We start from the raw sequence: 25,774 nt of genomic DNA, 5'->3' as shown, positions 1-25,774 counted from the left end.
TAAGTTTTTACGGTTGGATTACCGACCTACCTAAAAGACGAGAAATCGCTCCGGCGACATTGTGAGTAAACTGACCGCTTACAAGCGGTCTTTTTTATAGAGAAATTAACCAATGGAAAATACCGTTCAAAATCAACTGAATCAGTTAAGAGACACTTTACGCGAATACGAATATCACTACCACGTATTAGATAACCCGCTCGTGCCAGATGCCGAATATGACCGTTTGATGAACGAGCTGAAAAACCTTGAATGGCAACATCCTGAGCTGATTACCGCCGATTCTCCGACTCAACGCGTCGGAGCCAAACCGTTGGACGGTTTCACCCAAATTACCCACGAATTGCCAATGTTATCTTTAGATAACGCATTCTCTGACGAAGATTTAGACGGTTTCTTACGCCGCATTCAAGATCGTATTGGTGCCGATATCCGTAATCTCGAATTTTGTTGCGAACCGAAACTGGATGGTTTGGCAGTCAGTATTCTGTATGTCGACGGAACATTAACTCAAGCGGCAACCCGTGGTGACGGCACGACTGGTGAAGATATCACCGCCAATATTCGGACTATTCGCAACATTCCGCTTAAGCTCAATACACTAAATCCGCCCCACCGTTTGGAAGTACGCGGTGAAGTGTTTATGCCACAAAAAGGCTTTGACGAATTAAATGAACGGGCATTAGAAAAAGGTGAAAAAACCTTCGCCAATCCACGCAACGCGGCGGCTGGCTCATTGCGCCAACTTGACCCGAAAATTACCCGTCAACGCCCGCTGACTTTCAATGCTTACAGTATCGGTATTTATGAAAGTGACGACGAATTGCCGACGGCGCATTACGGGAGATTACAGTGGTTAAAAGAACTGGGCTTACCGATTAATCATGAAATTCGCCTTGCAAAAGGACGCAATGCCCTACTTACTTTTTATACGGATATCCAAGCGAAACGCAGCGCGCTCGGCTACGATATTGACGGTACGGTATTGAAAGTCAATGAGATAGGGCTACAGGAAGAACTGGGATTTGTCTCTCGCGCACCGCGCTGGGCGATTGCTTATAAATTCCCTGCACAAGAAGAGATGACGATTCTCAATGATGTTGAATTCCAAGTCGGCAGAACCGGCGCGATTACCCCTGTTGCAAAACTGGAACCTGTCTTTGTAGCAGGTGTAACCGTCAGCAACGCGACCTTACACAACGGTGATGAAATCGAACGCTTAGGTATTGCCATCGGTGATACCGTTATTATTCGTCGTGCCGGTGATGTGATTCCGCAAATCGTCGGCGTGGTAGCGGCCCGTCGTCCCGAATTTGCAAAAAAAATCGAATTTCCGACCGCTTGTCCGGTATGCGGCTCTGCCGTAGTACGAGTTGACGGCGAAGCGGTAGCTCGTTGTACCGGCGGATTATTTTGCGGCGCACAACGAAAAGAGGCATTGAAGCACTTTGTTTCACGTAAGGCGATGGATATTGACGGCGTAGGTGAAAAATTGATTGAGCAGCTGATGGAACGAGAGCTTATTCATACGCCTGCCGATTTGTTTAAACTCGATCACACCACGTTAATGCGTTTAGAACGCATGGGTGAAAAATCTGCGAATAACGCCCTACAAAGTATCGAAAAAGCGAAACAGACGACGCTGGCACGCTTTCTGTTTGCCTTAGGTATTCGCGATGTCGGTGAATCCACCGCACAAAATCTTGCCAACCATTTCGGTACACTCACGGCTATCCGTCAAGCGGATTTCGAACAGCTTAAGGCGGTGCAAGATGTTGGAGATGTGGTAGCAAACCGTATCGTACAATTCTGGCAGGAACCACATAATGCCGAAGTGGTAGACGATTTAATCGCTCAAGGCGTGGTATGGCAAGACGTTATACAAAAAGACATTGCCGATAATCCGCTAAAAGATAAAACCGTCGTGCTGACCGGCACTCTCACTCAATTAACCCGAGATCAAGCCAAGGCAATTTTACAAAGTTTGGGCTGCAAAGTGTCGGGCAGTGTATCAAGTAAAACCGACTATCTGATTGCCGGTGAAAAAGCCGGCTCCAAATTAGCTAAAGCACAAGAACTTGGCGTCGCGATTTTAAGCGAACAGGATTTAGTCACATTAGCAGGGTTATAAAAAATGGCTGATCCGCATATCAAATCACCGATGGACTTTTGGGATTATCTCACCGTCATCATTTACCGTAGCGGTTTTGTGTTGGCGGTTCCGATGGTTGCACTGATTCCGTTTTCAGCGCAAATTGCACAAATCGGCTTATTGACGGCAGGAGCAATGCTTGCTTCGTCACTGCATATCTATATGAAACAATTTCGCCTGTTATTCCAATTTGCGTTGTGGATCGGGTTATTATGCCAAATTTTCGGCTTGCCGATGTTGGCGCTTGGTGCCGTGTTTTTTACCCTCGGCGGATTGTGCTATAAGGAATATTTTTGTTTCAGAATTTTTGGCTTAAATTTCCAACCGGTTTTATTCGCCATGCTTTGGTTGTCCGTTTTATTGGAATGGTCGATTTTCGTCTATTTATTAAGCGGAATTTGCAGCCTGTTGCTGCTTTTTCTGGCGATACAAAAATGGCGAATGCCGCTCCACTTCGATATCGGTGATAAAACGAAATATCAGGTGTAACCCCTTCTTATATAATGAAAAAGAATCATTTTTTACCAAATAATAACTTTGTGATATAATAACGCCGTACGAATTATTTTTATAGTTGTTCAAAGGTCTTTAATCAATGGATTCGGATTTGCAAAAAATTGATTAAAAGTGACCGCTTGTAATCCCCCAGCCTTCACCTGCAAACGGAGAAGGCTTTTAGATACCTGCTTTCATTACGTATCATAAACATCTGTAAATAGGAGTATTATTGTTTTGTCTTTAAAAAAATTGATTCAAAGCCATTCATCATTTAACCCCTTCGTGATTAGCACGACACTTATCTTCGTTGTACTGCTTGTTCTTTCAACACTTCTTCTGCCCGAAACCACGCAAACCTGGCTAGATTCCGCCAAATCCGGTGTATTTACCAATTTCAGTTGGTTTTACATTTTAGCTTTTTCGGTTTTTCTCGGTTTTTTACTGGTACTTCTGTTCAGTAATTTAGGCAGTATTAAACTCGGAACAAATGATGAAGAACCCGAATTTTCATTCCTTTCTTGGCTTGCCATGCTATTTGCCGCCGGAATGGGCGTAGGATTAATGTTTTTCGGGGTTGCCGAACCGCTGACCCACTATTTTTCGTCAATCACCACCGGCGACATGGAACACAAACAGCAAGAAGCATTATTGTATACCTTTTTCCATTGGGGAATTCACGCATGGTCGGTTTATGCGGTAATCGCTCTTGCATTAGCCTACTTCGCCTTCCGCTATAAGCTCCCTTTAGCGTTGCGATCTTGTTTTTATCCATTGTTAAAAGAGCGTATTAACGGCAAAGCCGGTGACTTAATTGATGTGATGGCTCTCGCCGCCACGCTGTTCGGGATTACTACCACTTTGGGCTTCGGTGCGACACAACTCGGAGCCGGTTTAGAACAGCTTGGATGGACGGAACAAAACGATTTAGGTCTGCAAATCGTGATTATCATCATCGTCATGGGCATGGCGGTATTTTCGGCAATATCCGGCGTTGGCAGAGGAGTGAAACTCCTGAGCGAAATTAATCTCAGCCTTGCGTTTCTATTAATGCTGTTTGTACTGATTTGCGGTCCGACGCTCTACTTACTCTCGTCATTCAGTGATAATTTAGGCACTTATTTAAGTAATGTGATTGGATTGAGTTTTAAAACCTATGCCTATGAAACTCAACATACCGGCTGGTTTACCGGTTGGACAATTCTCTATTGGGCTTGGTGGTGTTCTTGGGCGCCGTTTGTCGGCTTATTTATTGCACGGATTTCCCGCGGGCGTACCGTACGTGAATTTATTTTCGGTGTGTTGGCGGTGCCAAGTCTGTTTTGTATCGTGTGGTTTACCGTTTTTGGCAACAGCGCCATTTGGGTAGATGCCAATTTGGCTAACGGCGTATTGCACGAAATGGTTTCCGTGCCGGAAAAATTATTATTCAAATTTTTAGAATATCTGCCGTTACCTACGCTCACCAGTGTTGTCACTCTGGCTGTGATCGCGCTGTTTTTCATCACTTCCGCCGATTCCGGCATTTATGTGTTGAATAATATTGCCTCTCGGGATAAAAGTTTAGCGGCTCCACGTTGGCAAGCCATTATGTGGGGAACGTTAATGTCCGTGGTTGCTATCGTTTTATTAAATTCCGGTGGGCTTGCAACCTTACAAACGATGACGTTAATTGTCGCACTCCCCTTTGCGATGTTGATGTTGGTAATGTGTTTCAGCTTGTGGAAAGGGCTGAGTGTCGATAAAAAATACTTTGCTACCAAAGTAACGCCCACCAGTATTTTTTGGTCGGGAGACAACTGGAAAAGCCGCTTAGAGCAAATGTTAAACCAGACTCAAGAAAAAGATATTTTGAGGTTTTTGAAGAAAACCGCCTTGCCGGCAATGCGCGAACTCTGTAAAGAGCTGACCGATGTTTATAGTCTGAATGCCGACGTCGTTACCAAACTGAGCGAGGAAGAACCTGCGGTTGAAATCGTGATCAAAAAAGAGTCGATGCGTGATTTTATGTATGGGATAAAATCCGTTGGCAGGCAAATTCCCGAACAACTGATCAACGATGAAAATCTACCGCACATTCAGCATTCCACCACCTATGAACCTATCACCTACTTTTTTGACGGGCGTTCTGGTTATGATGTGCAATATATGTCAAAGGATGAGTTGATTGCCGATATTCTCAAACAGTATGAACGCTATCTCAGCTTATTGGATGATTTAGGGCAAGAGCTCATGGCGCACGAACACGTTGAATTAGCGGAATAGCGGTTCCGATGACAAGCGGTCTGTTTCATCTGATTTTTTGCAAATAATTCAATTATTTTCGATAACGACACATAAATGTGATTTGCAAAAATATCTTTTAAACAGACCGCTTGTTATAATATTTGCCAGTATATTTTAATGATTCGGAACCTCTATGCATTTTTCTCATACAGAACACCACCTCAGCCACCGCAGCAACTGGCTACGCGCCGGAGTATTAGGCGCTAACGACGGATTAATTTCGACGGCAAGTTTAATGACCGGTATGGTTGCCGCTCAGCCGGAATTTCAAACTTTACTACTCACCGGTGTTTCCGCCTTGGTTGCCGGCGGAATTTCTATGGCGGCGGGGGAATATGTTTCTGTCTCCAGCCAAGCAGATACAGAAAAAGCCGATGTTGAAATGGAAAAAAGGGAATTAGAAAGAAATCCTAACGGTGAATTGGAAGAATTAATTCAAATCTACCAACAGCGCGGTTTAACCCGTGAATTAGCAACGGATGTTGCCAAACAGTTAACCGAACACAATGCCTTAGACGCTCATATGCGCGATGAGATCGGCATCAGTGAAGCATCCTTCGCAAATCCGTTGCAAGCCGCACTTTCTTCTGCCGCCGCATTTGCAGTCGGAGCAGTGATTCCATTGATTGTGACGATACTTTTACCAATGAACGTATTGCTCTACGGTTTGGTGATTTCAACGTTACTCGGGTTAGCGACGTTAGGCTATATTTCAGCCAAACTTGGTGGCGCACCGATTATGCCGGCAATTGGCCGTATTGTCATTTGGGGAACTCTTGCCATGGGGATAACCGGTCTTATCGGTAAATTGGTCGGTGTGAGCGTCTAACACACACTAAAAATAAAAAAACCCGTCAACAATCTGACGGGTTTTATTTTATTTCGCGTTAATTTGTTCATCCTGCTTTGCTTCAAACACCAAAATCGCACCTTTGTTTGCCATATTTTGGGTCGGCACACTATCCTTGCCCATAATATAGCCGGCGCTGTCTGTTGCCACATAGATTTTGCGGCTATCCGGACTGACTAGAACCATTCGATATCGGTTATCTGTACGGAAATGTGTAATCGCTTCGCCCTGTACTTGAGTTGCCTCTGCATTTAACGGCAAGCGATAAAGCGTCCCGGTTTTCACCCCCGTTACCAATAATGAATTTTGGAAGCCCTTAATTGCACCGTCTTTCGGATAATACGCGATACTCGTAGTCGCAACGGTCGGCCAACAAATATAGTCACCATTACATTTCGGATCGTTAAAATTATAACTGTTCGGCACCGTAAAGAAGGTTTTCAGCGGTTCTTGGAAGTTATGCAAATCCACATCAGTCTCTTTCTGTCTCGGCGCATTTATTCCTTTCGGTACGGTTGTGCCGTCATACATCGGTGCCGATTCACAATTTTCCACCTGCGAATAATTCACGTAGCTATAAGCTTGATTATCTTGGAAACCGGCAATATACGGCCAGCCGTAATTTCCACCGGCAACTACCAAGTTGACTTCATCATCGGTTCCCGGGCCTTGATCAATATTAAACAGCTTATTATCAACAAATACTAAGCCTTGCGGATTTCGGAAACCATAGGCATAAACATGGCTTTTCACACCGTTAATACGCGGATTGTCTTCCGGAATCGAACCGTCAACATTCACACGAAGTACCTTACCGCGATAATCACTATAATCGCCTTTGGTAATGGCTTCCACATTAGGAATATCTTGTGACAAAATCGCTTTACAGCTATTGGCAAACTGATTAAAACCGTTATCACCCAAACTGAAATAGAGCTTACCGTCTTTACCGAAAATCAAACGCCCCGCATTATGATCATCACCTGCCGGTAACTTGTCTAACACGGTGATTTCCTCTTTTAAAGTTTGAGTTTGCGCATCATACGTTAAACGGACAATACGCCCGAACTCCGATTTTTCACCCTGAACCGAGTAGGTATAATAAGCATAGACATAATCTTCATTTTTGCCTTTTAAAAAATTCGGATGCAACGCCATTCCTAAAACGCCTTGATGCGGCGGTGCGGCAAAGGCGTGAGCAAAAGTATATAAAATTTTATGTTCGCCCGTATTCGGATTTACAGTAGAAATATGTTTCCCTTGGCGTTCCGTAATCCAAATATTACCGTCTGCTCCCCAAACCATATCCCACGGATTATCTAATTTATCCACCAATACACTGGCTTTAAGCCCGCTCTCGTCCGTCACGACATTCGGGTTCTCAATCTGAGCATACACCGACAGACTGAATAATCCCACCGCAACAGCTAACATATTTTTTTTCATAAAAATTTCCTTTTGATAATCGTCATAAGACGAATTGTAGCGAAAAGCCTCACCGGCTGAAATGTATATTTTTCTAAGATGAACATTCATAGATAACAAGCGGTCGGTTTGACGGAAAAATTTGCAAATTTTTGCCCGAAACCGACCGCTTGTTGTTATCTCAAACGCGCATAATGTTTGGCATCAATAAATCCCCATACCAATCCTAAAAGCAAACCGGTAATGTGTGCGGTATTTCCCATGTGAATGTCAAACAAAATCGGGCTGACAAAGCCGATTCCGATTGCAATCAACAATGAATACAGAAAGCTGTCGGGGAGATTCAGCGGGTTTGGATGAGTAAAACGGTTGGCTGCAAACACGTATGCCAACACCGCATACACCACGCCGGACAAGCCAAAAAAAGCAGGTCCTGACATCGCATTTTGCGCAAAACCGGTTAACACGGCAGAAAGCATATAAATCGCAATTAACTTTGTCGAACCGATATAACGTTCGACAATTGCCGCAAATTGCCACCACCAAAGTAAATTAAACAAAATGTGCATTTCCGATAAATGAACAAGCGAATGGCTGAAATAACGCCATAATTGCCAATTTTGCCCAACATAAGCCGGGTAATGAAACAGTTCAAAAACAGATTGTTGAAAACCGATATATTCAAGTCCATAAACAATAAGACAAACCAAGGTAATCAATACCGTGAACGGTTTTTCTTTAAGCGATTGAAGTTCAAACATATTTCCTCTTGCCGCTTGATTTTCGTGATTATTCGATAAAAGCATAGCACATAGATTTACAATTTTGTGTCAATTTTCTACAAAAATATGCTAACTGCAGCCAAAGAACGCTGTCTATAATAAAGAGGTTCGGAGATCCGAACGGCAAATACATCCATTTCTCGAAACAGAAGGAACGTTGTATGCAAAATGTATTAGTCAGCCTATTTGATGTACAAAGTGAAGCTTATCAAGCCTTTTCGGAATTTAAAGAATTCCGACAAAGTGAAGATACTCTCATTGCTCAGGCAGCTTTGGTAAAAAAAGAAAACGGTGCGATCAATGTGATCGAAATATTCGACCCAATTGAAGACGGTGACAGCGGTATGCTTACCGGCGGTTTAATTGGCGGTTTAATCGGCATGATTGGCGGACCGTTGGGTATGTTAATCGGAGGCTCTTTCGGAGCTATTGTCGGCCATGCCAATGAATCTCCGGAATCGCTACGGGAAGCGATGATCATCGAAACCGTAGCTAAAAAATTACTAGACGGCGATGTTGCGATTTTAGCCTTAGTACAAGAAACAAACGAAATGATTTTGAACCGTTTATTCGATCAATATCATACCCAAGTCTTACGTTGGAATGCGGCATTGGTGAAACAGGAATTGGAAAATGCCATTGAAATACAAGTCGCATTAGCCATACAAGCTGAAGAGAAACTCGCGGCAAAACGTGCGAAAGAAGACGACGCGAAAATTGAGGAATTTAAAGCCAATATCAAGAAAAAATTTGATGAGCTTGCGGAAAAAATAAAACATGTTTTTGATTAATCGATATGAAAAAGCCTTACATTCTGTGTAAGGCTTTTGTTTATCGCTGAAATTATTTTTCTTGGTGAGCTTTTGCGGCTTTAACAAAACCTTCAAATAAGCGATGACCGTCGCGTGGCGTAGAGGTAAATTCCGGATGGAACTGCGCTGCGATAAACCAAGGGTGATTCGGCACTTCGATAATTTCAACTAATTTACGATCCGCCGATAATCCGCTTACTTTCAAACCTGCCGCTTCAATTTGAGGCAATAACGTATTGTTTACTTCATAACGGTGACGATGGCGTTCATAAATCGTTTCTTCACCATACACATCGCGTGCTAATGTGCCGTCGATTAAATGGCAAGCCTGCGAACCTAAACGCATCGTACCGCCTAAATCGGAATCATCGGAACGGATTTCGACCTTACCGTCAGAACCTTGCCATTCAGTAATCAAACCGACAACCGGATAAGCCGTTGTTTTATCAAATTCCGTTGAATTTGCACCTTTCATGCCGGCTACATTGCGTGCATATTCAATGAGTGCAATTTGCATCCCTAAACAAATACCCAAATAAGGAATCTTATTCTCACGCGCATATTGTGCCGTTCGAATTTTTCCTTCTACGCCGCGATAACCGAAGCCACCCGGCACTAGAATGGCATCAACGCCTTGCAACACTTCCACACCTTTGGTTTCCACATCTTGAGAATCGATATACTTGATATTCACAGTTAAACGATTTTTCAATCCTGCATGTTTTAAGGCTTCATTCACTGATTTATAGGCATCCGGCAATTCTACATATTTACCGACCATGCCGATAGTCACTTCGCCGGTCGGGTTTGCTTGTTGATAAAGCACCTGTTCCCACTCGGATAAATCTGCTTCTTGGCAGTTAAAGCGAAAACGATCACAGATAAAGTCATCTAACCCTTGTGATTTCAGCAATGCCGGAATACGATAAATGGAATCAACATCTTTTAATGAGATAACCGCCCGTTCCGGCACATTGCAAAATAAAGCGATTTTGGCACGTTCATTTGCCGGAATCATCCGATCCGATCGACAAATCAAAACATCCGGTTGAATACCAATCGAGAGTAACTCTTTTACCGAATGTTGCGTCGGTTTGGTTTTCACTTCACCGGCAGTCGGGATATACGGCACCAACGTTAAATGCATAAATAACGTTTTTTCACGACCGACATCGACCGCTAATTGACGTAGCGCTTCTAAAAACGGAAGTGACTCAATATCGCCCACGGTACCACCTACTTCGACAATGGCAACATCATGACCTTTGGCTCCGTCGATTACACGTGCTTTGATTTCATTCGTAATATGCGGAATAACTTGGATTGTCGCTCCTAAATAATCACCGCGGCGCTCTTTGCGTAATACTTCCGAATAAATTTTACCGCTGGTAAAATTATTTGCTTTGGTCATTTTAGTACGAATAAAACGCTCATAGTGACCTAAATCTAAATCGGTTTCAGCACCGTCTTCAGTAACGAATACTTCACCATGTTGCGTAGGACTCATTGTACCCGGATCAACATTAATGTAAGGATCAAGCTTCATCATGGTCACTTTTAAACCACGCGCTTCAAGAATGGACGCTAGAGATGCTGCGGCAATCCCTTTTCCTAAAGAAGAAACAACGCCGCCCGTCACGAAAATATAATTCGTTGTCATTGTATATGCCTTTGAGTGATTGATTATTGGGGTTAAAATTGAAAATTTGGAATGGTTGATACCATTAGGACGGGATGGCAGTTTACAGGATTTCACGACGTTTTGCCAGTAAAAGTTCCGAGCTATTTTGCTCGGAACCTTTGATATATTCACGGAGAACTAATGCTTTGATAGGCTTAGCAAGCTAATTTGCCGTCATTTTATTTTCTTACGTTTATTGTCGATAGTTACCAATAATTTATCTACCATCGGATCCGTAAAAATATCTTTGGTAGATAACGCAAGTTTTCTGCGCCAGTTGGCATATTCGCCACTGGTTCCCGGAATATTAACCGGTTCTAACATATTTAACCAATCTTCCGGCTGTGTTCCGAATAAGACACTGTGAGTATCTGCCACATAACTTTGTAATTGGTGATTGAAAGTTTGGCTGATATCATCACTGTCCGCCTCAAGTTCCTGTCCGGACGCTTCAATCGCTTTACGAAATGCTTTTTTGTGATCGGCTCGGCTCTGTTTTAAATAAGCAAGTGTCTCTTCGCTTGGATAAATATTGTATTTTTCACCCAATTCAAAATCGTATTCCTGCCAATACCCCTTCACTGTCGGTAAATCATGGGTGCTTAAGGTTGTCATTGCTTTATACGGATAATTTGCCAGTGGCTTACTTTCACCGTGTTCAAACTCAAAATAGAAAATATTGTAAGCTAGCACCCCTCTTGCTTCCAGTGTTTCCAAAATACCTTCCGGTAAAGTTCCTAAAGCTTCGGCAATAATCAGACACTGATTACGTTGGCTTTCTAAAGCGAGGATAGAAAGTAAATCTTCAAGCGGATAGCGAATATACACGCCTTCCACCGCAGGGCGATCATTTAATACCCACCATAAGCGGGTTAAACCAAGAACGTGATCAATACGTAACGCTCCGCAATCTTTCATATTTGCGCGTAATAAGTCTATAAATGGTTGATAACCGCGCTGTTGCAATACATTCGGATGCATTGGAGGCAGCCCCCAATTTTGCCCTTGCGGAGCAAGCATATCGGCAGGGGCACCAATCGAAGCACCAAGCACATAAAGTTCTTTATCCGCCCAAGTTTCCGCTCCGTTATTTGCCACACCCACCGCTAAGTCACGATAAAACCCAACCGCCATTTTTAATGTTTTGGCCAACTGATTACAGGCTTTTAGCTGTTGTTGCGCAACAAATTGCGTCCACATATAAAAACGAATCAAATCATGCTGTTCCGTTTGAAATTGTGCAACACTGTCAGTACGATAATCTTGGTATTCTGTTTGCCAACTATTCCAACCCCATTGTTCTTCAAACTGTGAAGACAGCCATTGATGTAATGCGTCGAAAGTTCCTTGCACTTTAAGCGGCTCGCCGCTCTCGGCAATAAATTGTTCAAATTCGCGTTGATCTTGTTGCTTAAATTGTTCATAAGCAAAGTGTAAGCCCTGTAATTTCAATGCCATCACTTGCGAATAGTCGACATAATCTTTGTCACGCATTTGCTCCAACTGCTGTTGGACTTTTTTAGTTTTAAACCATTTTTGCCCTGCTTTACTGGCTTGGAACGCCTCAATCGCAGGCACATCAATATAGATAATGTTCTGCCACAAACGGGAAGACGGACTATACGGACTAGCACTTTCCGGATTTGCCGGAAATAATGAGTGAATCGGATTTAAACCGACAAAATCGCCGCCTTTTTGTGCAATATAAGTTAAAAATTGTTGTAGATCACCGAAATCCCCAACTCCCCAGTTTTGTTCGGAGCGCAACGTATAGAGCTGAACAATCGCCCCCCACAATTTTTTCTGCTGTTGTAATGCTTCCGGTTGGAATGCGGTTTCCGGCGTAACAATCACCCGACAATGATCTTGCCCGAATTGTAGTTGATGATAGCCAAGCGGCAGATCCATCGGCAAATGGATCTGATTATCCGCGACTTCTCCATTGAAATATTGCCCGTCTTCAAGGGTTAATTGCCACTGGTGAATATGCTGGCTATATTCAAAAAGAGCGATATTGATCGGCTCATTTTGTTTAACGACCTTCACAAACGGCAAATATTGCTGGCGCTTCGGCGCACCTAGCATTTTAGCGACGGTTGTGTGCGTCTCAAACCATGGGTTAAAGCCGTCATAAAAATAGCCATTCGGGTCAAAATCAATGTGCTGCATAGTACTATCCTTAAAAGCGTTTATTGTCGGCACAAATAATAAGCCAAATTTGAATGTAATTCTCTGATTTTTTCACTGCAAACAGAAAAAAGAGGCAACCTCCATGGCTGCCTATCTGTAATTTGCAAAATATCATGCGATTCCGACCGCTTGTTACGACTATTTTTGATAGAAATAGAGACCTTGATATGGTTTTAGCAAGATACAGTTATCTTTTCGCTCGGCTTCGTCATAGTTGTTAAACAGCAATTCACCTTCTAACGGTAATTCCACAAATTGCGCTTCACTACTAAGGTTAGCAACAACCACCAATTTTTCCGTTGTTGTCGCGCGTCTATAAGCCCATACGGACGGGTGTTCCGGCAAGAGGTCCTGATAATTTCCGTCGGTGAATACTGCAAGCTGTTTGCGTAACGCAATTAATGCTTTATAGGTATAGAACACCGAATTTTTATCTGCCAGCGCTTGTTCTACGTTAATTTCGGTATAATTTTTAGCCACATCAATCCACGGTGTACCGCTGGTAAAACCTGCGTTTTTAGAGGCATCCCATTGTACCGGCGTACGGGAGTTATCGCGGGATTTCTGCGCTAAAATTTGCAAAATTTTGGCCGAATCTAACCGCTTGTCGGTTAACGCTTGATAGGCATTTAAGCTTTCTACGTCGCGATATTCTTCAATCGATGAAAAGTTCGGGTTAGTCATACCGATTTCTTCACCTTGATAGATGTACGGTGTGCCTTGCATTCCGTGCAATAACATGGCTAACATTTTGGCTGATGTGGTGCGCAATTCACCTTCGTCACCGAAACGGGACACTATGCGAGGTTGGTCGTGATTGCACCAGAACAATGCATTCCAGGCTTTGTTGTGCATGCCGTTCTGCCAATAGTTGAAAATCGACTTCAGTTCGACATAATCCGGTTTGGCGTAAGTCCATTTTTCGCCGTTCGGATAATCCACTTTGAGATGGTGGAAGTTAAAGGTCATCGACAATTCCGTACCGTCTAAGTTGGCGTAACGTTGGCAATGTTCCAGTTTGGTGGAAGACATTTCACCTACCGACATCAAACCAAACGGTTTCAATGCATTTTGGTTTAACTCTTGCAGATATTGATGGATTTTCGGTCCGTCAGTATAGAAACGGCGTCCGTCACCTTCAAAATCGTCTTCAAATTTTTCCGGTTTGGAAATCAAATTCACCACGTCCAAACGTAAACCATCCACACCTTTTTCCGCCCAGAAATGGCAAATATCGTACAACTCGGCGCGCAGTTTAGGATTTTCCCAGTTTAAATCCGCCTGTTCCGGGGCGAATAGATGCAAATAATATTTTTGTGCTTTATCCGACCATTTCCAAGCATTTCCGCCAAACTTAGATTGCCAGTTAGTCGGCTGATCTTGCCAAATGTAATAATCGTGGTATTCGCTATTTGGATCTTCACCTTGTTTGAACCACTCATGGAACGTGGAGCTGTGGTTGAACACCATATCCATCACAATGCGGATATTACGTTTATGCGCTTCGGCAATCAGTTGCTCAAAATCCGCCATTGTGCCGTAACTTGGGTCAATATTACGGTAATCCGCGATATCGTAGCCGTTATCGACTTGCGGCGATACATACATCGGCGTAATCCAAATACCGTCAATGCCAAGAGTTTGTAAGTAGTCAAGACGTTTGATAATCCCTTGAATATCGCCGGTTCCTGAGCCGGTTGTATCTTGAAAGCTTTTCGGGTAAATCTGATAAATCACCCCGTTTTTCCACCAATTGTTATTCATATTGCTTTCCTTCTAAATCCCATTCTTCCTCTTTTTCAAGGCAGAAAAGAAATTTGTAAAATTTTAACGCTATCTTACCGCTTGTTGCTCCTCTCTTTGACAAGAGGAGCACAGAGAGAAATTTATTCTAAGGTACCCGCCGCTTCTTTGCGTTTATAGACGATCATTGTCAATACAATCGGTACGGCAATCGCAACTAACATTGCAATGGCGAAGGTTCCCCAAAATTGATGTTGAATAGAAAGAATACCCGGTAAACCACCGACACCGATACTGCTTGCTAACACACCTGCAAATCCACACACTAACGCAGCACTCGCAGAACCAGTCATCGCGCAAAGCATCGGGAAACGGTATTTTAAGTTCACACCATACATTGCCGGTTCTGTTACACCTAAATAAGCAGAAAGTGCAGCAGGAACGGCAACTTCACGTACGGTGGCCTTTTTGGTCATGATAATGATGGCGACCACCGCAGATGCTTGAGCGATATTTGATAGCGCAATTAAAGGCCATACCGGCGTACCGCCAATACTTTGAATCATCTGCATATCGATCGCAAGCGAGGTTTGGTGAACACCCGTTACAACTAACGGCGCATACAAGAAGCCAAAGAGTGCTGCACCGATTGGTGCAAATTCACCGGTCATTGTTGCTTTCACTACATAGGCTACGCCATTACCGATTTCACGACCGATAGGACCGATGATAGAGTGAGCAAGGAATACTGCTAAAATAATTGAAGTTACCGGCACGATAATCAAATTTAAGAAATCCGGTACAATTTTAGTTAAAAAGCGCTCAATATACGAAAGCGTTAAACCAGCCATAATCGCCGGGATAACTTGCGCTTGATAACCGACTTTTTCAATTGAGAAGAAACCGAAGTCCCAGACTTCCGGCACTTGTGAGCCGAGTGCATAGGAATTCATTAATTGCGATGACACTAAGGTAACACCAAGTACGATTCCTAAAATTGGCGAAGTTCCCATTTTACGGGCAATAGACCAACAAATACCGACAGGTAGGAAGAAGAAGATCGCTTCACCGATCAACCATAAGAAACTGTGCATACTCGACCAGAATGCGCTGATTTCAACTAAGGTTTTCGTGCCATCTTCAAACATTTTAATGTCACCGATCACATTTCGGAAACCTAAAATTAAACCCCCACTGATAAGCGCTGGTAATAATGGGATAAAAATATCCGCCATATGTGAAATCAAGCTTTCATACCATTTCTGGTTTTGGCGAGCAGCAGCTTTAACCTGCTCTTTATCTACACTGGATAAACCGGTTTTTTCTAATACCACTTTGTAATAATCACCGACTTCCTGACCAATAACGACTTGATATTGACCACCGGTTGAGAAATTCGCTTTTACCATTGGTAATGCTTCAATCGCTTTACCGTCAATTTTACTTTCATCATTTAATACAAAGCGTAAACGAGTAATACAGTGAGTAACGGTTACAATATTGTCACGACCACCGATGTACTCAATTAACTTATCCACATTTTGTGGATCCACTTTTTGTTTTTTAGCCATAGGAGTTTCCTTGGAATGGAGGGAAGAATTGGAGCGCATTATAGAATTGAATGATAAAGTATCAATGGGAACGTTCCCAAAGTGTGATCCAGATCACAAAATAGTTTAGAAGAAAACAAGAGAAGAAAAGAGGGCTTTGATTTGATTACGCCCCCCTTTATGTCAGAAAAATCAGAACTGTTTGCTGAGTTCTAAAAATACTCTATGTTTATCATAGCTATAGAAAACATGATTACTACGGGTACGGTTGAAATGATAAGTCAAACGCGGAGTAATTCCTTGCCAATGTATAGCTCTGTGCCACACGGAAGCTTGGAAGCCATATTCTTTATTACGTTGGGTAATACCAAAAATCGGCATCGGCGCTTTATAACGTTTTTGGGCCAAACTAATCGAAAAACGGGTCGATAGACCTTTACTCCACTCTTGTCCCCATCCAAAATTTACTCCACGGCGGAAAAAACTGTCATCCCGATCTCGGGTTGCCGTGCGATTATAGCTTAAATTCATAAACCAATATTGTTTTGCACTCGCTAAATAAACCACCCCGGCAGAAACAAAATGATAATTACCGTTTAAATGCTTACGTGTTGTATAACGCTGCTCCGCATATTCGTAATTTCCGTTTAATTGCCACTTGGGCGTCAGCCAATAACTACTTTCCAAGCCGGCGCCACCTGCTTTAGAAAAACGTTTAAGAGTATCGCTTTGTCTGGAACCACCCGCATATAAAGTTTGTTCTATAAAAGGCAGCAACACTAATGTTGTTTTAGCATTTTGGAACCCAACACCTAAACTGCCTCGACCGGTAATTTCATTAAATTTTTTGTTATCCCAATAATATTTACCGTTGGAGTTGAGGCGTAATTCATTAAAAAAACCGTTTCCCCAAGACCACTCTTTACCAATATTGATGTTAAATCCCAAGCCTTCCGCCGACTCACGTTTTGGCGCCATCCAGTTGCCGTAGCGCGTACCGGCTTTTGGTGCATTGTTAATGTTTGGATCGTTAAGATAGGTCAAACCCGCATTAAATGTCCAACGATCTTTACGAGTAATCGCTTCTAAAAATTGATCTAAGAATGCCTGATCTTGCGGTGATTTGACTTCCGAACGCAATTTTTTGAACTGATCTTCCGCGGCTTCTAATTCATTATTTTCAAATAACACAACGGCTAACTGAAAACGCACTTCCGCCATATTGGCATTCTCAGCGAGTATCTCTCGATATAAACGAATAGACATTGTGTAATCTCGCGCCCTTTTTGCTAAGATCGCTTCAGACCATTTATTAAATATTGGTAAGTGGTATTGCGTCGGGATTTTTTGATAAATCGGATAAAGCAATTCCACGTTATCTCCGTTTCCTTGTTGTAAGGCAGGAATTAACGCACGCACAACTAAATCGGGATGGTTGACCAGCTCCTCCTTGGTCATTGAAATGGTTTGAGCATTTTCTTTTTTACCCTCACCCTCTTTTTTAGGTGCTGCTACCGGTGGGATTTGTGTAACTGTATTTTCGGTTTGAATGCGTTGATCATTTAAACGTTCAGCAATGATCTGTTGTTCTTGATTTGCGGCAACTGAAACTGAAAGTCCCATCGTAACAGTTGAAAATAATATTTTATAGTCCATTGTATTCTCGTTGTTATAAAATTAAGGCTACCCTAAAGATAGCCTTACCAATGTATTTAGACGACAATAGTTTATATTTGTTTACAAAACCCTTCAAGTTAAATTACATTCAATTTTTGTAATGCGTCTAAGACCCCGTCTTCTTGAATCGGCAAGGTGACATAATCTGCCACAGCCTTCAATGCTGACTCGGCATTTCCCATCGCAACACCAAATCCGACAGTAGACAGCATTTCTAAATCGTTTAAACCATCACCAAACGCCATTGCATTTTCAATACCGATTTTAAAAAATGTTAAAACGTCTTGAATACCACGCGCTTTCGAATTGTATTTATTCAGTAGATCGACCGAATATTCATGCCAGCGAACTTCTTTCAAATCGTCTTCCAATACTCCTGCAGCCACCACTTCTGCAGTACGAGATTCAGGAAAGAAAGCAAGGACTTGAATAACGTTATGATTTAAGTAGTAATTCGGATCAACAATATAATCTTCTTTAATCGGACGTAACGATTTCTCAACTTCTGCAGAACTATGAGAAACCGCAATTTCATCATGCGTGACAAAAGCGTATTCTATATTCAAAGATTGTAAACGAGTCACAATACGTTCAACCCTATCGGTGCTTAATAGATATTCACTGATAATTTCGCCTTTATATAGATTATATTGTCCGTTTGTCGTCACAAATAATTCAAAACCGTTAGCACCGATCAACGGTTTCAATTCTTTTGGCAAAGCTCCGAACGTACGTCCGGTTGCTATCGCAGGAATAATACCTTTAGCTCGTAGACGCGGAAGCACCTCATTGATAATAGAATCCGGAATTCTATGCTCTTTTTTATAGAAAAGGGTATCGTCAATATCAAAGAAAACAATTTTAATCGGATGCTGCAGAATACTCATAATATCTCCTATTTTAATTTCGAATGATTTTACTCTTTTTTCGATTTACGTCACAAAAATTCTCCGAAATGATGCCCGAAAAATTGCTAGAGTTTAACAAAAATCAAAAAGAGAAAATCATCATGAATATTTGGGGATTTCGTTGCTTTCACTGCCAAGCAACACTTTCAATTCCGTCCCACGGTATTTGTAGTCGTTGTTATCGTGAGCTGCGACAAACGCCCTATTGCGGTCATTGCGGTGCTAGCTTACCAAACTATTCTCTTACTTGTGGCAACTGTTTACGTAATGAACCTAAATGGCATCGAATTGTGCAAATTTCCGACTATAAACCACCGCTTGCAGACTGGATTCACCGCTTTAAATTTCAACAACAGGATTATCTTGATCAAATGTTATCCCGATTGTTACTACTAGCGATCCGCAATGCTCAGCGAGAACATTTTCTCCGTTTACCCGAAGTGATTATTCCTGTTCCGTTATTTTGGCAACGACATTGGATGCGAGGTTATAACCAAGCAGAATTACTTGCTCGTAAACTCTCCGAACTATTAGCCATCCCACTGGATACAAAAAGTTTACAACGGACTAAAGCAACAAAACCGCAACGAGAACTCACCGCGCAAGAACGTCGCCGTAATTTGCGCGGAGCTTTTATTTATCAATCGAATACAGCCTATAAGCACATTGCGATTGTCGATGATGTAGTCACCACAGGCTCAACCATGAATGTAATTTGTACAGAATTATTGAAACACGGAGTAGAAGAAATTCAGGTTTGGACTTTAGCTCGAGCCTAACCAAAATAACGTTTCACTGGTTTGCCAAATCGTTTCTGCAATCTGTTCAGGTCGTTCCATTCTTAATTGGCATAAAGCGTCGAAGCTTACTCGCAAACGTTCGGGGCGGTTCGGTTGTCCTTGATAACCGAACACCGGCATATCGGGCGCATCAGTTTCTAAGATTAGACTGTCGAGTGGCAATTTACGGATAGCTTCACGGGTTTTATTCGCACGTTGATAAGTAATCGTTCCGCCCACACCGATTTTATAACCGAGATCGACAAAACGCTTCGCTTGATCGTAACTACCGGCAAAACCATGCACAACACCGGTTCGGGTTAATTGTGCTTTTTTTAAAAAAGGCGCCAATGCATCATGGCTTTTACGTGAATGTAAATTAACCGGCAAACTAAACCGCTTAGCGAAAGATAATTGAGCTTCTAAAAATTCACACTGTTTTTGCCAACATTGTGGGGTAATTAGACTATCAACCGCTTTTTCCAAACCAATCTCAGCAATCGCCGTACAGTAAGGATCTCTTTCGTTTAAACGTTGTTCTAATAAATCCAAATCAGCTCGACCGTGTTGCTCAATATAAAGCGGATGCAACCCTAATCCGTATACCACGTACTTCGGTTCAGCCCGACTACAAGCGGTCACATTTGCAAAATTTTTTGCAGAAATCGCGACGACAAGAATACGTTCTACCTTTTCTGCTTTGGCATTGGCAACCAATTTCGAAACGGAAAGCTGAAGATCTTGAGCGAGATAGTCGAGATGGGTGTGGGTGTCGAAAAAGAGCATTTTGTTCCTAAAACTAAGGGGCGAAAACCTCGCCCCTCATCACGTTAATGTAAATTATGCTTTTACTGTGTCATCCACATAAACATCCGGGTCTTCTTGACCTTCACGCTTGATCAGGGTGAAGAATGCCACTAAGCACGCAACCGTTAAGCCTAAACCAATCCATACAGATAATTGATAATCTAAGCCGAAGCCGATTTTGTTGTAGGCAAGGAAGGTAAACGAAACAGTACTGATAAATGCCGCAGGAATAGTACATACCCAGTGGAATTTATTGTAGCGGTATAAGTACGCCGCCGCTGTCCATAACATGACCATTGCTGTGGTTTGGTTTGCCCAAGTGAAGTAACGCCATAAGATACTGAAGTCGATTTTTGAAACAATGAAACCGATCGCAAATAATGGGATACAGATCATTAAACGTTTTGCAAAGGTTTTTTGTTCAATATGGAAGAATTCCGCAATAATTAAACGTGCTGCACGGAAAGCTGTATCGCCCGAAGTCACAGGTAATACTACCACGCCTAATACCGCAAAGATACCGCCCACGAAGCCTAAGAAGTAGAGTGATGAATCATAAACGACTTTAGACGGTGAACCTGCTGCAATTGCATCTTGTAACGCTTGTGGATTTTCATAGAATGCTAAGCCAACCATACACCAGATTAATGCAATCACACCTTCAGCAATCATCGCACCGTAGAAAATAAAGCGACCTTCGCTTTCGTTTTGAGCACAACGGGCCATTAATGGCGTTTGTGTTGCATGGAAGCCTGATAGTGCACCACAAGAGATGGTTAAGAATAATAAAGGCCAAATTGGTACATCACCTTTCACTTGGAAGTTTTCAAAGAACTTCTCGAAGCTCATGCCATCTACCGTACGGAAGAAATCTACTGGATCAGTCACGCTAAAGTGGCTAGTCATTAGACCATATACCATACCAATAGACATAAAGAGTAATAACGCACCGAAGAACGGATAGATACGACCGATGATTTTGTCAATAGGTAATAAGGTTGCAAGAATGTAGTAACAGAAGATGATAGTTGTCCAAACTGCAATAACGGTAGGTTTGTCCATACCCCATACTGTGATATCGCTTGCAGCTGCTGCGGCAGTTTGTGCAATTTCTTCAGCATTATCTAAAGAAAGTGTGCCTGCTGAAGCACCAAATACATCAATAGTAATGGTACTTAATAATTGTGCCGGACTTGCAACGAATACCACGCCAACAAGAAGGAGTAATACAACGGCTAAAAGGTTGATAAATGCTTTAACTGGACGACCTAAATATTTACCCGCCAAGTTAGGCATTGATGCACCGCCGTTACGCACACTTAACATCCCACAGAAGTAGTCGTGTACCGCACCGGCGAAGATACAACCTAATACGATCCAAAGCATTGCAACAGGCCCGTATAACGCACCAAGGATAGGACCAAAAATTGGGCCTGTTCCTGCAATGTTTAATAACTGAATAAGCCAAATACGTTTTTTCGACATTGGCACATAGTCAACACCGTCTTGCATTGAGTATGCAGGTGTTGTTTTTTTCGGGTTGATCACGAAGATTTTTTCGATGATTTTACCGTAAACGAAGTAGCCTAGAATTAATACGGCTACGCAGAATAAAAACCACAACATATAAGGGAGTCCTATAATCAATTATTGATAATATGCCGAAAGGCGACACATTCTAGTTATTTGTGTAAATAAAGTAAACGGGATTGTTAAATACAACATTAGAAATGTGACAACGATCACAATTTGATCACACATACTACGCCAAAAACATTTCATCTATTTTTTTCCTGACACACTATTCTTAAAACGACAAGGAAAAAATGCTACAAGCGGTGCGTTCTTGCAAAAAATTTGCAAAATCACACCGCTTGTATTTGTCGATATTTTACACCTGCCACGAAATAAACGCCCAACGGGCTTGACCGTGGCTGATTTTTTGTCGGGATTGCTGTTTTTGCTGATAAAACGCTTGCAACTTTTGTCGCTCTAATTCCGTTAATGCTCCGAGAGAAAACTCTACGGCATTTTGCAGATCTTGGTATGTTTCTCCTTGAAATTCCCCTTCCGCACCTTGTAAGAAGGAAAGCTCCGCTTGAATACCTCGTTGATAAAGGCGGTTTAACAGATAGATATAAGTTGGAAACCCTAACGCATCACGTTCAATCGCATCAAAAATACCGCTATCTAAAAAATGGGGCTGAGTAATTGCGGTAAGATAAACTCGTTTTTTGGCTTTTGCCGATAATTTATCGATCATCTCATCAAGATCCGCCACTAACGTTGAGCGAGAAGCGATCACAATATCAGCCTGAGGTACATCATCCCAAGGATCGTTCCACGATTTGTGAATGGGGATAATATTAGATAGCCCTAGCTGTTGTTGATAACGAGCCAATAATTGCAACATACCTTCGCTAAAATCTAAGGCGTAAACTTGTTTGCATAAACGGGCTAGGGGAATGGCAAGCGTTCCCGGCCCTGAGCCAATATCCAATACGCTATCTGTTGGTTCAATCTTCATTTTATCTAGAAATTGACGGGTATAACTGTTCTCTTTTTCAACAAACGTTTCAGCAAACTTAACCGCTTTTTTATCCCATTTCTCAGCGGTAACATCGTGATAACGGCACGCAATCAGGTGTTGTTTATAAAGTTGGGCAAAATCAATGTCGTAGAATGAATTCATGTTATTCCTTAAAAGGTAAATGTTGAGCCAAACTCGCCGTATCAATACGATAAGTTTTGGCTAGTTGATGAAGGGTGAGCATAGTGGCTTTTTCCCCTTGTTGAAAGGATGGCTGATGTTGTTTATCTAAAATCACAACGCTATCTGCAAGGTAATCGGCATGCTGTGGATGATGTGTGGTGATCAGTAATGCCATATTTTGTTGATGTAGCTGTTTAATTTGGTTCAGCAGACGAATTTGATTACCGAAATCAAGGCTTGAAGTCGGTTCGTCCATAATCAACATTTTGGCTTGCTGGGCAATAGCTCTGGCTATCAACACTAACTGTTTTTCGCCACCGCTTAATTGTGGATAGTAACGTTGAGCTAAATGTACAATATTTAGCTGTTCCAATGCGTTAAAAGCAAGTTGTTTATCTTTATGGCTAGGGCTTTGATACCATTTTAGATAAGCCGAACGCCCCATTAAGACCATCTCTTCCACCGTAAAGGGAAATAAACTTTGATGCGCTTGTGGCACATAGGCAATTTGTTGGGCTAACTGTTGCGGTGAATACGTAACAAGCGGTTGGTTTGCAAAGAAAATTTCCCCGTGCAATTTTGCTTGAGTACCCAATAACGTGCGTAAAAAGGTACTTTTCCCTGCCCCATTTGCCCCTAACACACAGCAGATGTCATTTGTTCCTAGACGAAAATCGATCCCTGAGATCAAAGGCTGACCAGCATAGCCAATCGTTAGGTTTTTCGTTTCCAGTATCCAATTCATCGTGACTTTCTCAATAACAGATAGAGAAAAAACGGCGCACCACAAATTGAAGTCAAAATACCTAACGGAATTTCAATTTGAGCAACGGTACGAGCAAGCGTATCGGTGATAACGAGAAAACTCGCGCCCAATAAAATCGATGTGGGCAGTAAACGAGTAAAATTTGCTCCCACTAACAATCGGGCAATGTGTGGCACAACTAATCCTACCCAGCCGATGATCCCTGTGATTGATACTGCACTTGCTGTACAAAGTGTGGTGAAAATGATCAATAGATAACGAATACGCTTGACCGACACGCCAAGGGCTTGTGCTTCTTCTTCATCAAGGGAAAGCAAATTCAACCGCCAACGAAGCAGAAAAATAGGCAATATGCCAAGCAATATCAATGGGGTCAGTTGCAGTACATCATCAAGATTGACTGCTGTTAAACTGCCTAGCAACCAAAAGGTGATACTCGGCAGTTGGGTGAAAGGGTCTGCTAAGATTTTTAATAACGAAATGCCTGCGCCTAATAATGAACCGATAGCAATGCCCGATAGGACAAGCACAAGAACAGGATCTCGCTCTCGATGGGTACTGGCAATTACAGTTACCAACAATACCGCACTAATGCCACCAATAAATGCAAACAGTTGCACATACCACATTGGCAAATTGCAAAAAATCGCTAGCGAAGCCCCAAAACCTGCCCCTGCCGATACGCCTAAAATATCGGGGGAAACCAACGGGTTTTTAAACATCCCCTGATAAGTTGCCCCTGCACAAGCTAATGCAGCCCCGACTAAGCAAGCAACAATAATGCGTGGCACTCGAATATGCCATAACACCGTTTGGACTTGGTTTGTTTCGCATTCGGTAGAGAAAGCACAAACGACCGCTTGCCACAGTGCTGTCGGCGAAATCGGATACTTTCCGAGATTAAGCGAAAGCAAAATAGCCAGTAATAAGAGCAAACTTAATGACAGTAGCGACCGTTTGGACATTATTTCAACCGAAAATTTATCTGCCTTGCGGTAATAATTCGTTAGCCTGTGCGTCAGTTAAATCAATATGATAGAACAACTTGTAAAAGGTTTTTAACTCAGGAATAAATGCCTTCGGCTCACCACCTGATAAATGATGTTGTAGCCATTTCATACCTAACAAGCGATTTAAACTTGGTGGCGAGTCTAACCAACCGAAAGGCTGATGCGGGATTAAATAGACTTGCTTATTTTTCACCGCATCTAGTGCTTGCCATTGCGGTGTTTCCCAAATCATTTGATAAAACTCAGGAAATTGCGTAAAAATGATGTCAGGGTTCCATTGTAAAAGCTGTTCCATTGACACTTTCGCTAAACCTTTATGATCCCCTTCTGCCACATTTTTCAACCCGACCAGTTCCATCGCTTCTGTATGGATTGAACCTTTAAAGCCCGTTTCCAAGCCATCGGCACCCCGTGCAAGATAAGCAGTTTTTGTAATATTTTTCGCAGAACCGACCGCTTGTTTTAAGGTTTCTTCCGCATAGTTTGCTAAGGTTTCAGCCTGTTTCGCTTGTCCCACGATTTTACCTAATTCACGTAACAGTTCTGGGGTACGTTCAAGTTTACCGTCCAATAAAACATAAGGCACTTGAGTGTGAGCTTGAGTTTTCTTTGCCTGATCAAGATAGTTTGGTGACACATTACCCACATCGACAATCAAGTCAGGGGATAACGCTACAATTTTTTCAGGCGATAAACTACTATTTTTACCCGATACTCTCCCTAGCGTTTCTAATTTCTGTAACGTCTCAGGAAATAACTTTCCTGCTGAAGATTGCATTTTAAAGCCGGCAAACCCAGCTAATTTTTCAGGGGCAACAGCAAGTAACACAACATCACTTGGATTACCTGCACTGATAATTTTTTGCACGCTTTCAGCTTTAGGCAAATCGCCAAAATGCGTACTGTTCGGCTGTTCATTGGCATACACACCACTTGTCACAAACGCCAACAAAGCGAATGCGGAAAGGAATTTTTTCATACAATGTCTCCTATAATTAACTCAAATCATTATATTTAAAATTATATAGCGATAAAAATTAATCAACAAGCGGTTTGATTTTTTAAAGAAAATGTACTGCCTCTATTCTCTTACTCACCAATCACGATATTTTTCTTAATTTTAGTGAGATCCTAGTAATATCTAGCCT

Annotated in this window: 20 protein-coding genes; 6 read left to right on the top strand and 14 right to left on the bottom strand. The window is 42.2% G+C overall.

Annotated features, from left to right (window positions below):
* Window positions 1-112 precede the first annotated feature (112 nt).
* The 4 genes from ligA (at window position 113) to ACEYJ7_RS02315 (ending at window position 5,762) form a co-directional block, all read left to right on the top strand.
* The gene (gene ligA / locus ACEYJ7_RS02330; RefSeq protein ID WP_373777412.1) at window positions 113-2,131 is read left to right on the top strand and encodes an NAD-dependent DNA ligase LigA; all 2,019 of its coding nucleotides are present in this window, start codon (window positions 113-115) and stop codon (window positions 2,129-2,131) included.
* A gap of 3 nt (window positions 2,132-2,134) precedes the next feature.
* Window positions 2,135-2,641 carry a DUF2301 domain-containing membrane protein gene (locus ACEYJ7_RS02325; protein WP_373777411.1) on the top strand — a complete coding sequence of 169 codons (507 nt, stop codon included), beginning with the start codon at window positions 2,135-2,137 and terminating at the stop codon, window positions 2,639-2,641.
* Window positions 2,642-2,884: 243 nt separating this feature from the next.
* Window positions 2,885-4,912, top strand: coding sequence for a BCCT family transporter (locus ACEYJ7_RS02320; RefSeq protein ID WP_373777410.1), 2,028 nt, complete (start codon window positions 2,885-2,887; stop codon window positions 4,910-4,912).
* 154 nt (window positions 4,913-5,066) lie between these two features.
* Complete coding sequence (locus ACEYJ7_RS02315) at window positions 5,067-5,762, top strand: VIT family protein (RefSeq protein ID WP_373777409.1); 696 nt, start codon at window positions 5,067-5,069, stop codon at window positions 5,760-5,762.
* A 48-nt stretch (window positions 5,763-5,810) separates the two neighbouring features.
* Here ACEYJ7_RS02315 and ACEYJ7_RS02310 read toward each other — a convergent pair whose 3' ends face one another.
* A complete protein-coding gene (locus ACEYJ7_RS02310; protein ID WP_373777408.1) occupies window positions 5,811-7,229 on the bottom strand; it encodes a glucose/sorbosone family PQQ-dependent dehydrogenase in 1,419 nt (472 codons plus the stop codon).
* Between the two features lie 155 nt (window positions 7,230-7,384).
* On the bottom strand, window positions 7,385-7,969 hold the full coding sequence (locus ACEYJ7_RS02305) for a rhomboid family intramembrane serine protease (protein WP_373777407.1): 585 nt from the start codon (window positions 7,967-7,969) through the stop codon (window positions 7,385-7,387).
* Window positions 7,970-8,151: 182 nt separating this feature from the next.
* On the opposite strand from ACEYJ7_RS02305, the gene ACEYJ7_RS02300 reads away from it, so the two are divergent.
* Complete coding sequence (locus ACEYJ7_RS02300; RefSeq protein ID WP_373777406.1) at window positions 8,152-8,781, top strand: DUF1269 domain-containing protein; 630 nt, start codon at window positions 8,152-8,154, stop codon at window positions 8,779-8,781.
* A 52-nt stretch (window positions 8,782-8,833) separates the two neighbouring features.
* Here ACEYJ7_RS02300 and pyrG read toward each other — a convergent pair whose 3' ends face one another.
* The 6 genes from pyrG to ACEYJ7_RS02270 all read right to left on the bottom strand — a co-directional run bounded on the left by pyrG (window position 8,834) and on the right by ACEYJ7_RS02270 (window position 18,530).
* Window positions 8,834-10,462: a glutamine hydrolyzing CTP synthase gene (gene pyrG, locus ACEYJ7_RS02295; protein WP_373777405.1), complete on the bottom strand. Its 1,629-nt coding sequence runs from the start codon at window positions 10,460-10,462 to the stop codon at window positions 8,834-8,836.
* Window positions 10,463-10,657: 195 nt separating this feature from the next.
* Window positions 10,658-12,652: a 4-alpha-glucanotransferase gene (gene malQ / locus ACEYJ7_RS02290; RefSeq protein ID WP_373777404.1), complete on the bottom strand. Its 1,995-nt coding sequence runs from the start codon at window positions 12,650-12,652 to the stop codon at window positions 10,658-10,660.
* Window positions 12,653-12,811: 159 nt separating this feature from the next.
* On the bottom strand, window positions 12,812-14,437 hold the full coding sequence (gene treC, locus ACEYJ7_RS02285) for an alpha,alpha-phosphotrehalase (protein ID WP_373777403.1): 1,626 nt from the start codon (window positions 14,435-14,437) through the stop codon (window positions 12,812-12,814).
* 122 nt (window positions 14,438-14,559) lie between these two features.
* Window positions 14,560-15,987: a PTS trehalose transporter subunit IIBC gene (gene treB / locus ACEYJ7_RS02280; protein WP_373777402.1), complete on the bottom strand. Its 1,428-nt coding sequence runs from the start codon at window positions 15,985-15,987 to the stop codon at window positions 14,560-14,562.
* Window positions 15,988-16,158: 171 nt separating this feature from the next.
* Complete coding sequence (locus tag ACEYJ7_RS02275; protein ID WP_373777401.1) at window positions 16,159-17,622, bottom strand: surface lipoprotein assembly modifier; 1,464 nt, start codon at window positions 17,620-17,622, stop codon at window positions 16,159-16,161.
* Between the two features lie 98 nt (window positions 17,623-17,720).
* Entirely contained in the window at window positions 17,721-18,530 is an 810-nt protein-coding gene (locus ACEYJ7_RS02270) for a Cof-type HAD-IIB family hydrolase (RefSeq protein WP_373777400.1), read from the bottom strand.
* Window positions 18,531-18,652: 122 nt separating this feature from the next.
* Here ACEYJ7_RS02270 and ACEYJ7_RS02265 point away from each other — a divergent pair, with 122 nt between their 5' ends.
* On the top strand, window positions 18,653-19,330 hold the full coding sequence (locus ACEYJ7_RS02265) for a phosphoribosyltransferase family protein (protein WP_373777450.1): 678 nt from the start codon (window positions 18,653-18,655) through the stop codon (window positions 19,328-19,330).
* Here ACEYJ7_RS02265 and ACEYJ7_RS02260 read toward each other — a convergent pair.
* The 6 genes from ACEYJ7_RS02260 to ACEYJ7_RS02235 form a co-directional block, all read right to left on the bottom strand.
* Entirely contained in the window at window positions 19,316-20,116 is an 801-nt protein-coding gene (locus ACEYJ7_RS02260; protein ID WP_373777399.1) for a TatD family hydrolase, read from the bottom strand. The two genes, ACEYJ7_RS02265 and ACEYJ7_RS02260, sit on opposite strands and share 15 nt — an antisense overlap.
* A 54-nt stretch (window positions 20,117-20,170) precedes the next feature.
* The gene (locus ACEYJ7_RS02255) at window positions 20,171-21,763 is read right to left on the bottom strand and encodes a carbon starvation protein A (protein WP_373777398.1); all 1,593 of its coding nucleotides are present in this window, start codon (window positions 21,761-21,763) and stop codon (window positions 20,171-20,173) included.
* A 265-nt stretch (window positions 21,764-22,028) separates the two neighbouring features.
* The gene (locus tag ACEYJ7_RS02250) at window positions 22,029-22,829 is read right to left on the bottom strand and encodes a class I SAM-dependent methyltransferase (RefSeq protein ID WP_373777397.1); all 801 of its coding nucleotides are present in this window, start codon (window positions 22,827-22,829) and stop codon (window positions 22,029-22,031) included.
* 1 nt (window position 22,830) lies between these two features.
* Entirely contained in the window at window positions 22,831-23,595 is a 765-nt protein-coding gene (locus ACEYJ7_RS02245) for an ABC transporter ATP-binding protein (protein ID WP_373777396.1), read from the bottom strand.
* The gene (locus tag ACEYJ7_RS02240) at window positions 23,592-24,581 is read right to left on the bottom strand and encodes a FecCD family ABC transporter permease (RefSeq protein ID WP_373777395.1); all 990 of its coding nucleotides are present in this window, start codon (window positions 24,579-24,581) and stop codon (window positions 23,592-23,594) included. The genes ACEYJ7_RS02245 and ACEYJ7_RS02240 overlap by 4 nt, the downstream gene beginning before the upstream one ends.
* 16 nt (window positions 24,582-24,597) lie before the next feature.
* A complete protein-coding gene (locus ACEYJ7_RS02235) occupies window positions 24,598-25,605 on the bottom strand; it encodes an iron ABC transporter substrate-binding protein (RefSeq protein WP_373777394.1) in 1,008 nt (335 codons plus the stop codon).
* Window positions 25,606-25,774: the final 169 nt, after the last annotated feature.

The organism is Glaesserella sp. (assembly GCF_041814905.1).
Lineage (GTDB): Bacteria > Pseudomonadota > Gammaproteobacteria > Enterobacterales > Pasteurellaceae > Glaesserella.
This window is presented reverse-complemented; position numbering and strand designations above follow the sequence as displayed.

Excerpts from the sequence above, each read along its gene's own strand:
- ligA (WP_373777412.1), top strand. The coding sequence starts at position 113 with ATGGAAAATACCGTTCAAAATCAACTGAATCAGTTAAGAGACACTTTA.
- ACEYJ7_RS02325 (WP_373777411.1), top strand. The coding sequence starts at position 2,135 with ATGGCTGATCCGCATATCAAATCACCGATGGACTTTTGGGATTATCTC.
- ACEYJ7_RS02315 (WP_373777409.1), top strand. The coding sequence starts at position 5,067 with ATGCATTTTTCTCATACAGAACACCACCTCAGCCACCGCAGCAACTGG.
- ACEYJ7_RS02310 (WP_373777408.1), bottom strand. The coding sequence starts at position 7,229 with ATGAAAAAAAATATGTTAGCTGTTGCGGTGGGATTATTCAGTCTGTCG.
- ACEYJ7_RS02305 (WP_373777407.1), bottom strand. The coding sequence starts at position 7,969 with ATGTTTGAACTTCAATCGCTTAAAGAAAAACCGTTCACGGTATTGATT.
- ACEYJ7_RS02300 (WP_373777406.1), top strand. The coding sequence starts at position 8,152 with ATGCAAAATGTATTAGTCAGCCTATTTGATGTACAAAGTGAAGCTTAT.
- pyrG (WP_373777405.1), bottom strand. The coding sequence starts at position 10,462 with ATGACAACGAATTATATTTTCGTGACGGGCGGCGTTGTTTCTTCTTTA.
- malQ (WP_373777404.1), bottom strand. The coding sequence starts at position 12,652 with ATGCAGCACATTGATTTTGACCCGAATGGCTATTTTTATGACGGCTTT.
- treC (WP_373777403.1), bottom strand. The coding sequence starts at position 14,437 with ATGAATAACAATTGGTGGAAAAACGGGGTGATTTATCAGATTTACCCG.
- treB (WP_373777402.1), bottom strand. The coding sequence starts at position 15,987 with ATGGCTAAAAAACAAAAAGTGGATCCACAAAATGTGGATAAGTTAATT.
- ACEYJ7_RS02275 (WP_373777401.1), bottom strand. The coding sequence starts at position 17,622 with ATGGACTATAAAATATTATTTTCAACTGTTACGATGGGACTTTCAGTT.
- ACEYJ7_RS02270 (WP_373777400.1), bottom strand. The coding sequence starts at position 18,530 with ATGAGTATTCTGCAGCATCCGATTAAAATTGTTTTCTTTGATATTGAC.
- ACEYJ7_RS02265 (WP_373777450.1), top strand. The coding sequence starts at position 18,653 with ATGAATATTTGGGGATTTCGTTGCTTTCACTGCCAAGCAACACTTTCA.
- ACEYJ7_RS02260 (WP_373777399.1), bottom strand. The coding sequence starts at position 20,116 with ATGCTCTTTTTCGACACCCACACCCATCTCGACTATCTCGCTCAAGAT.
- ACEYJ7_RS02255 (WP_373777398.1), bottom strand. The coding sequence starts at position 21,763 with ATGTTGTGGTTTTTATTCTGCGTAGCCGTATTAATTCTAGGCTACTTC.
- ACEYJ7_RS02250 (WP_373777397.1), bottom strand. The coding sequence starts at position 22,829 with ATGAATTCATTCTACGACATTGATTTTGCCCAACTTTATAAACAACAC.
- ACEYJ7_RS02245 (WP_373777396.1), bottom strand. The coding sequence starts at position 23,595 with ATGAATTGGATACTGGAAACGAAAAACCTAACGATTGGCTATGCTGGT.
- ACEYJ7_RS02240 (WP_373777395.1), bottom strand. The coding sequence starts at position 24,581 with ATGTCCAAACGGTCGCTACTGTCATTAAGTTTGCTCTTATTACTGGCT.
- ACEYJ7_RS02235 (WP_373777394.1), bottom strand. The coding sequence starts at position 25,605 with ATGAAAAAATTCCTTTCCGCATTCGCTTTGTTGGCGTTTGTGACAAGT.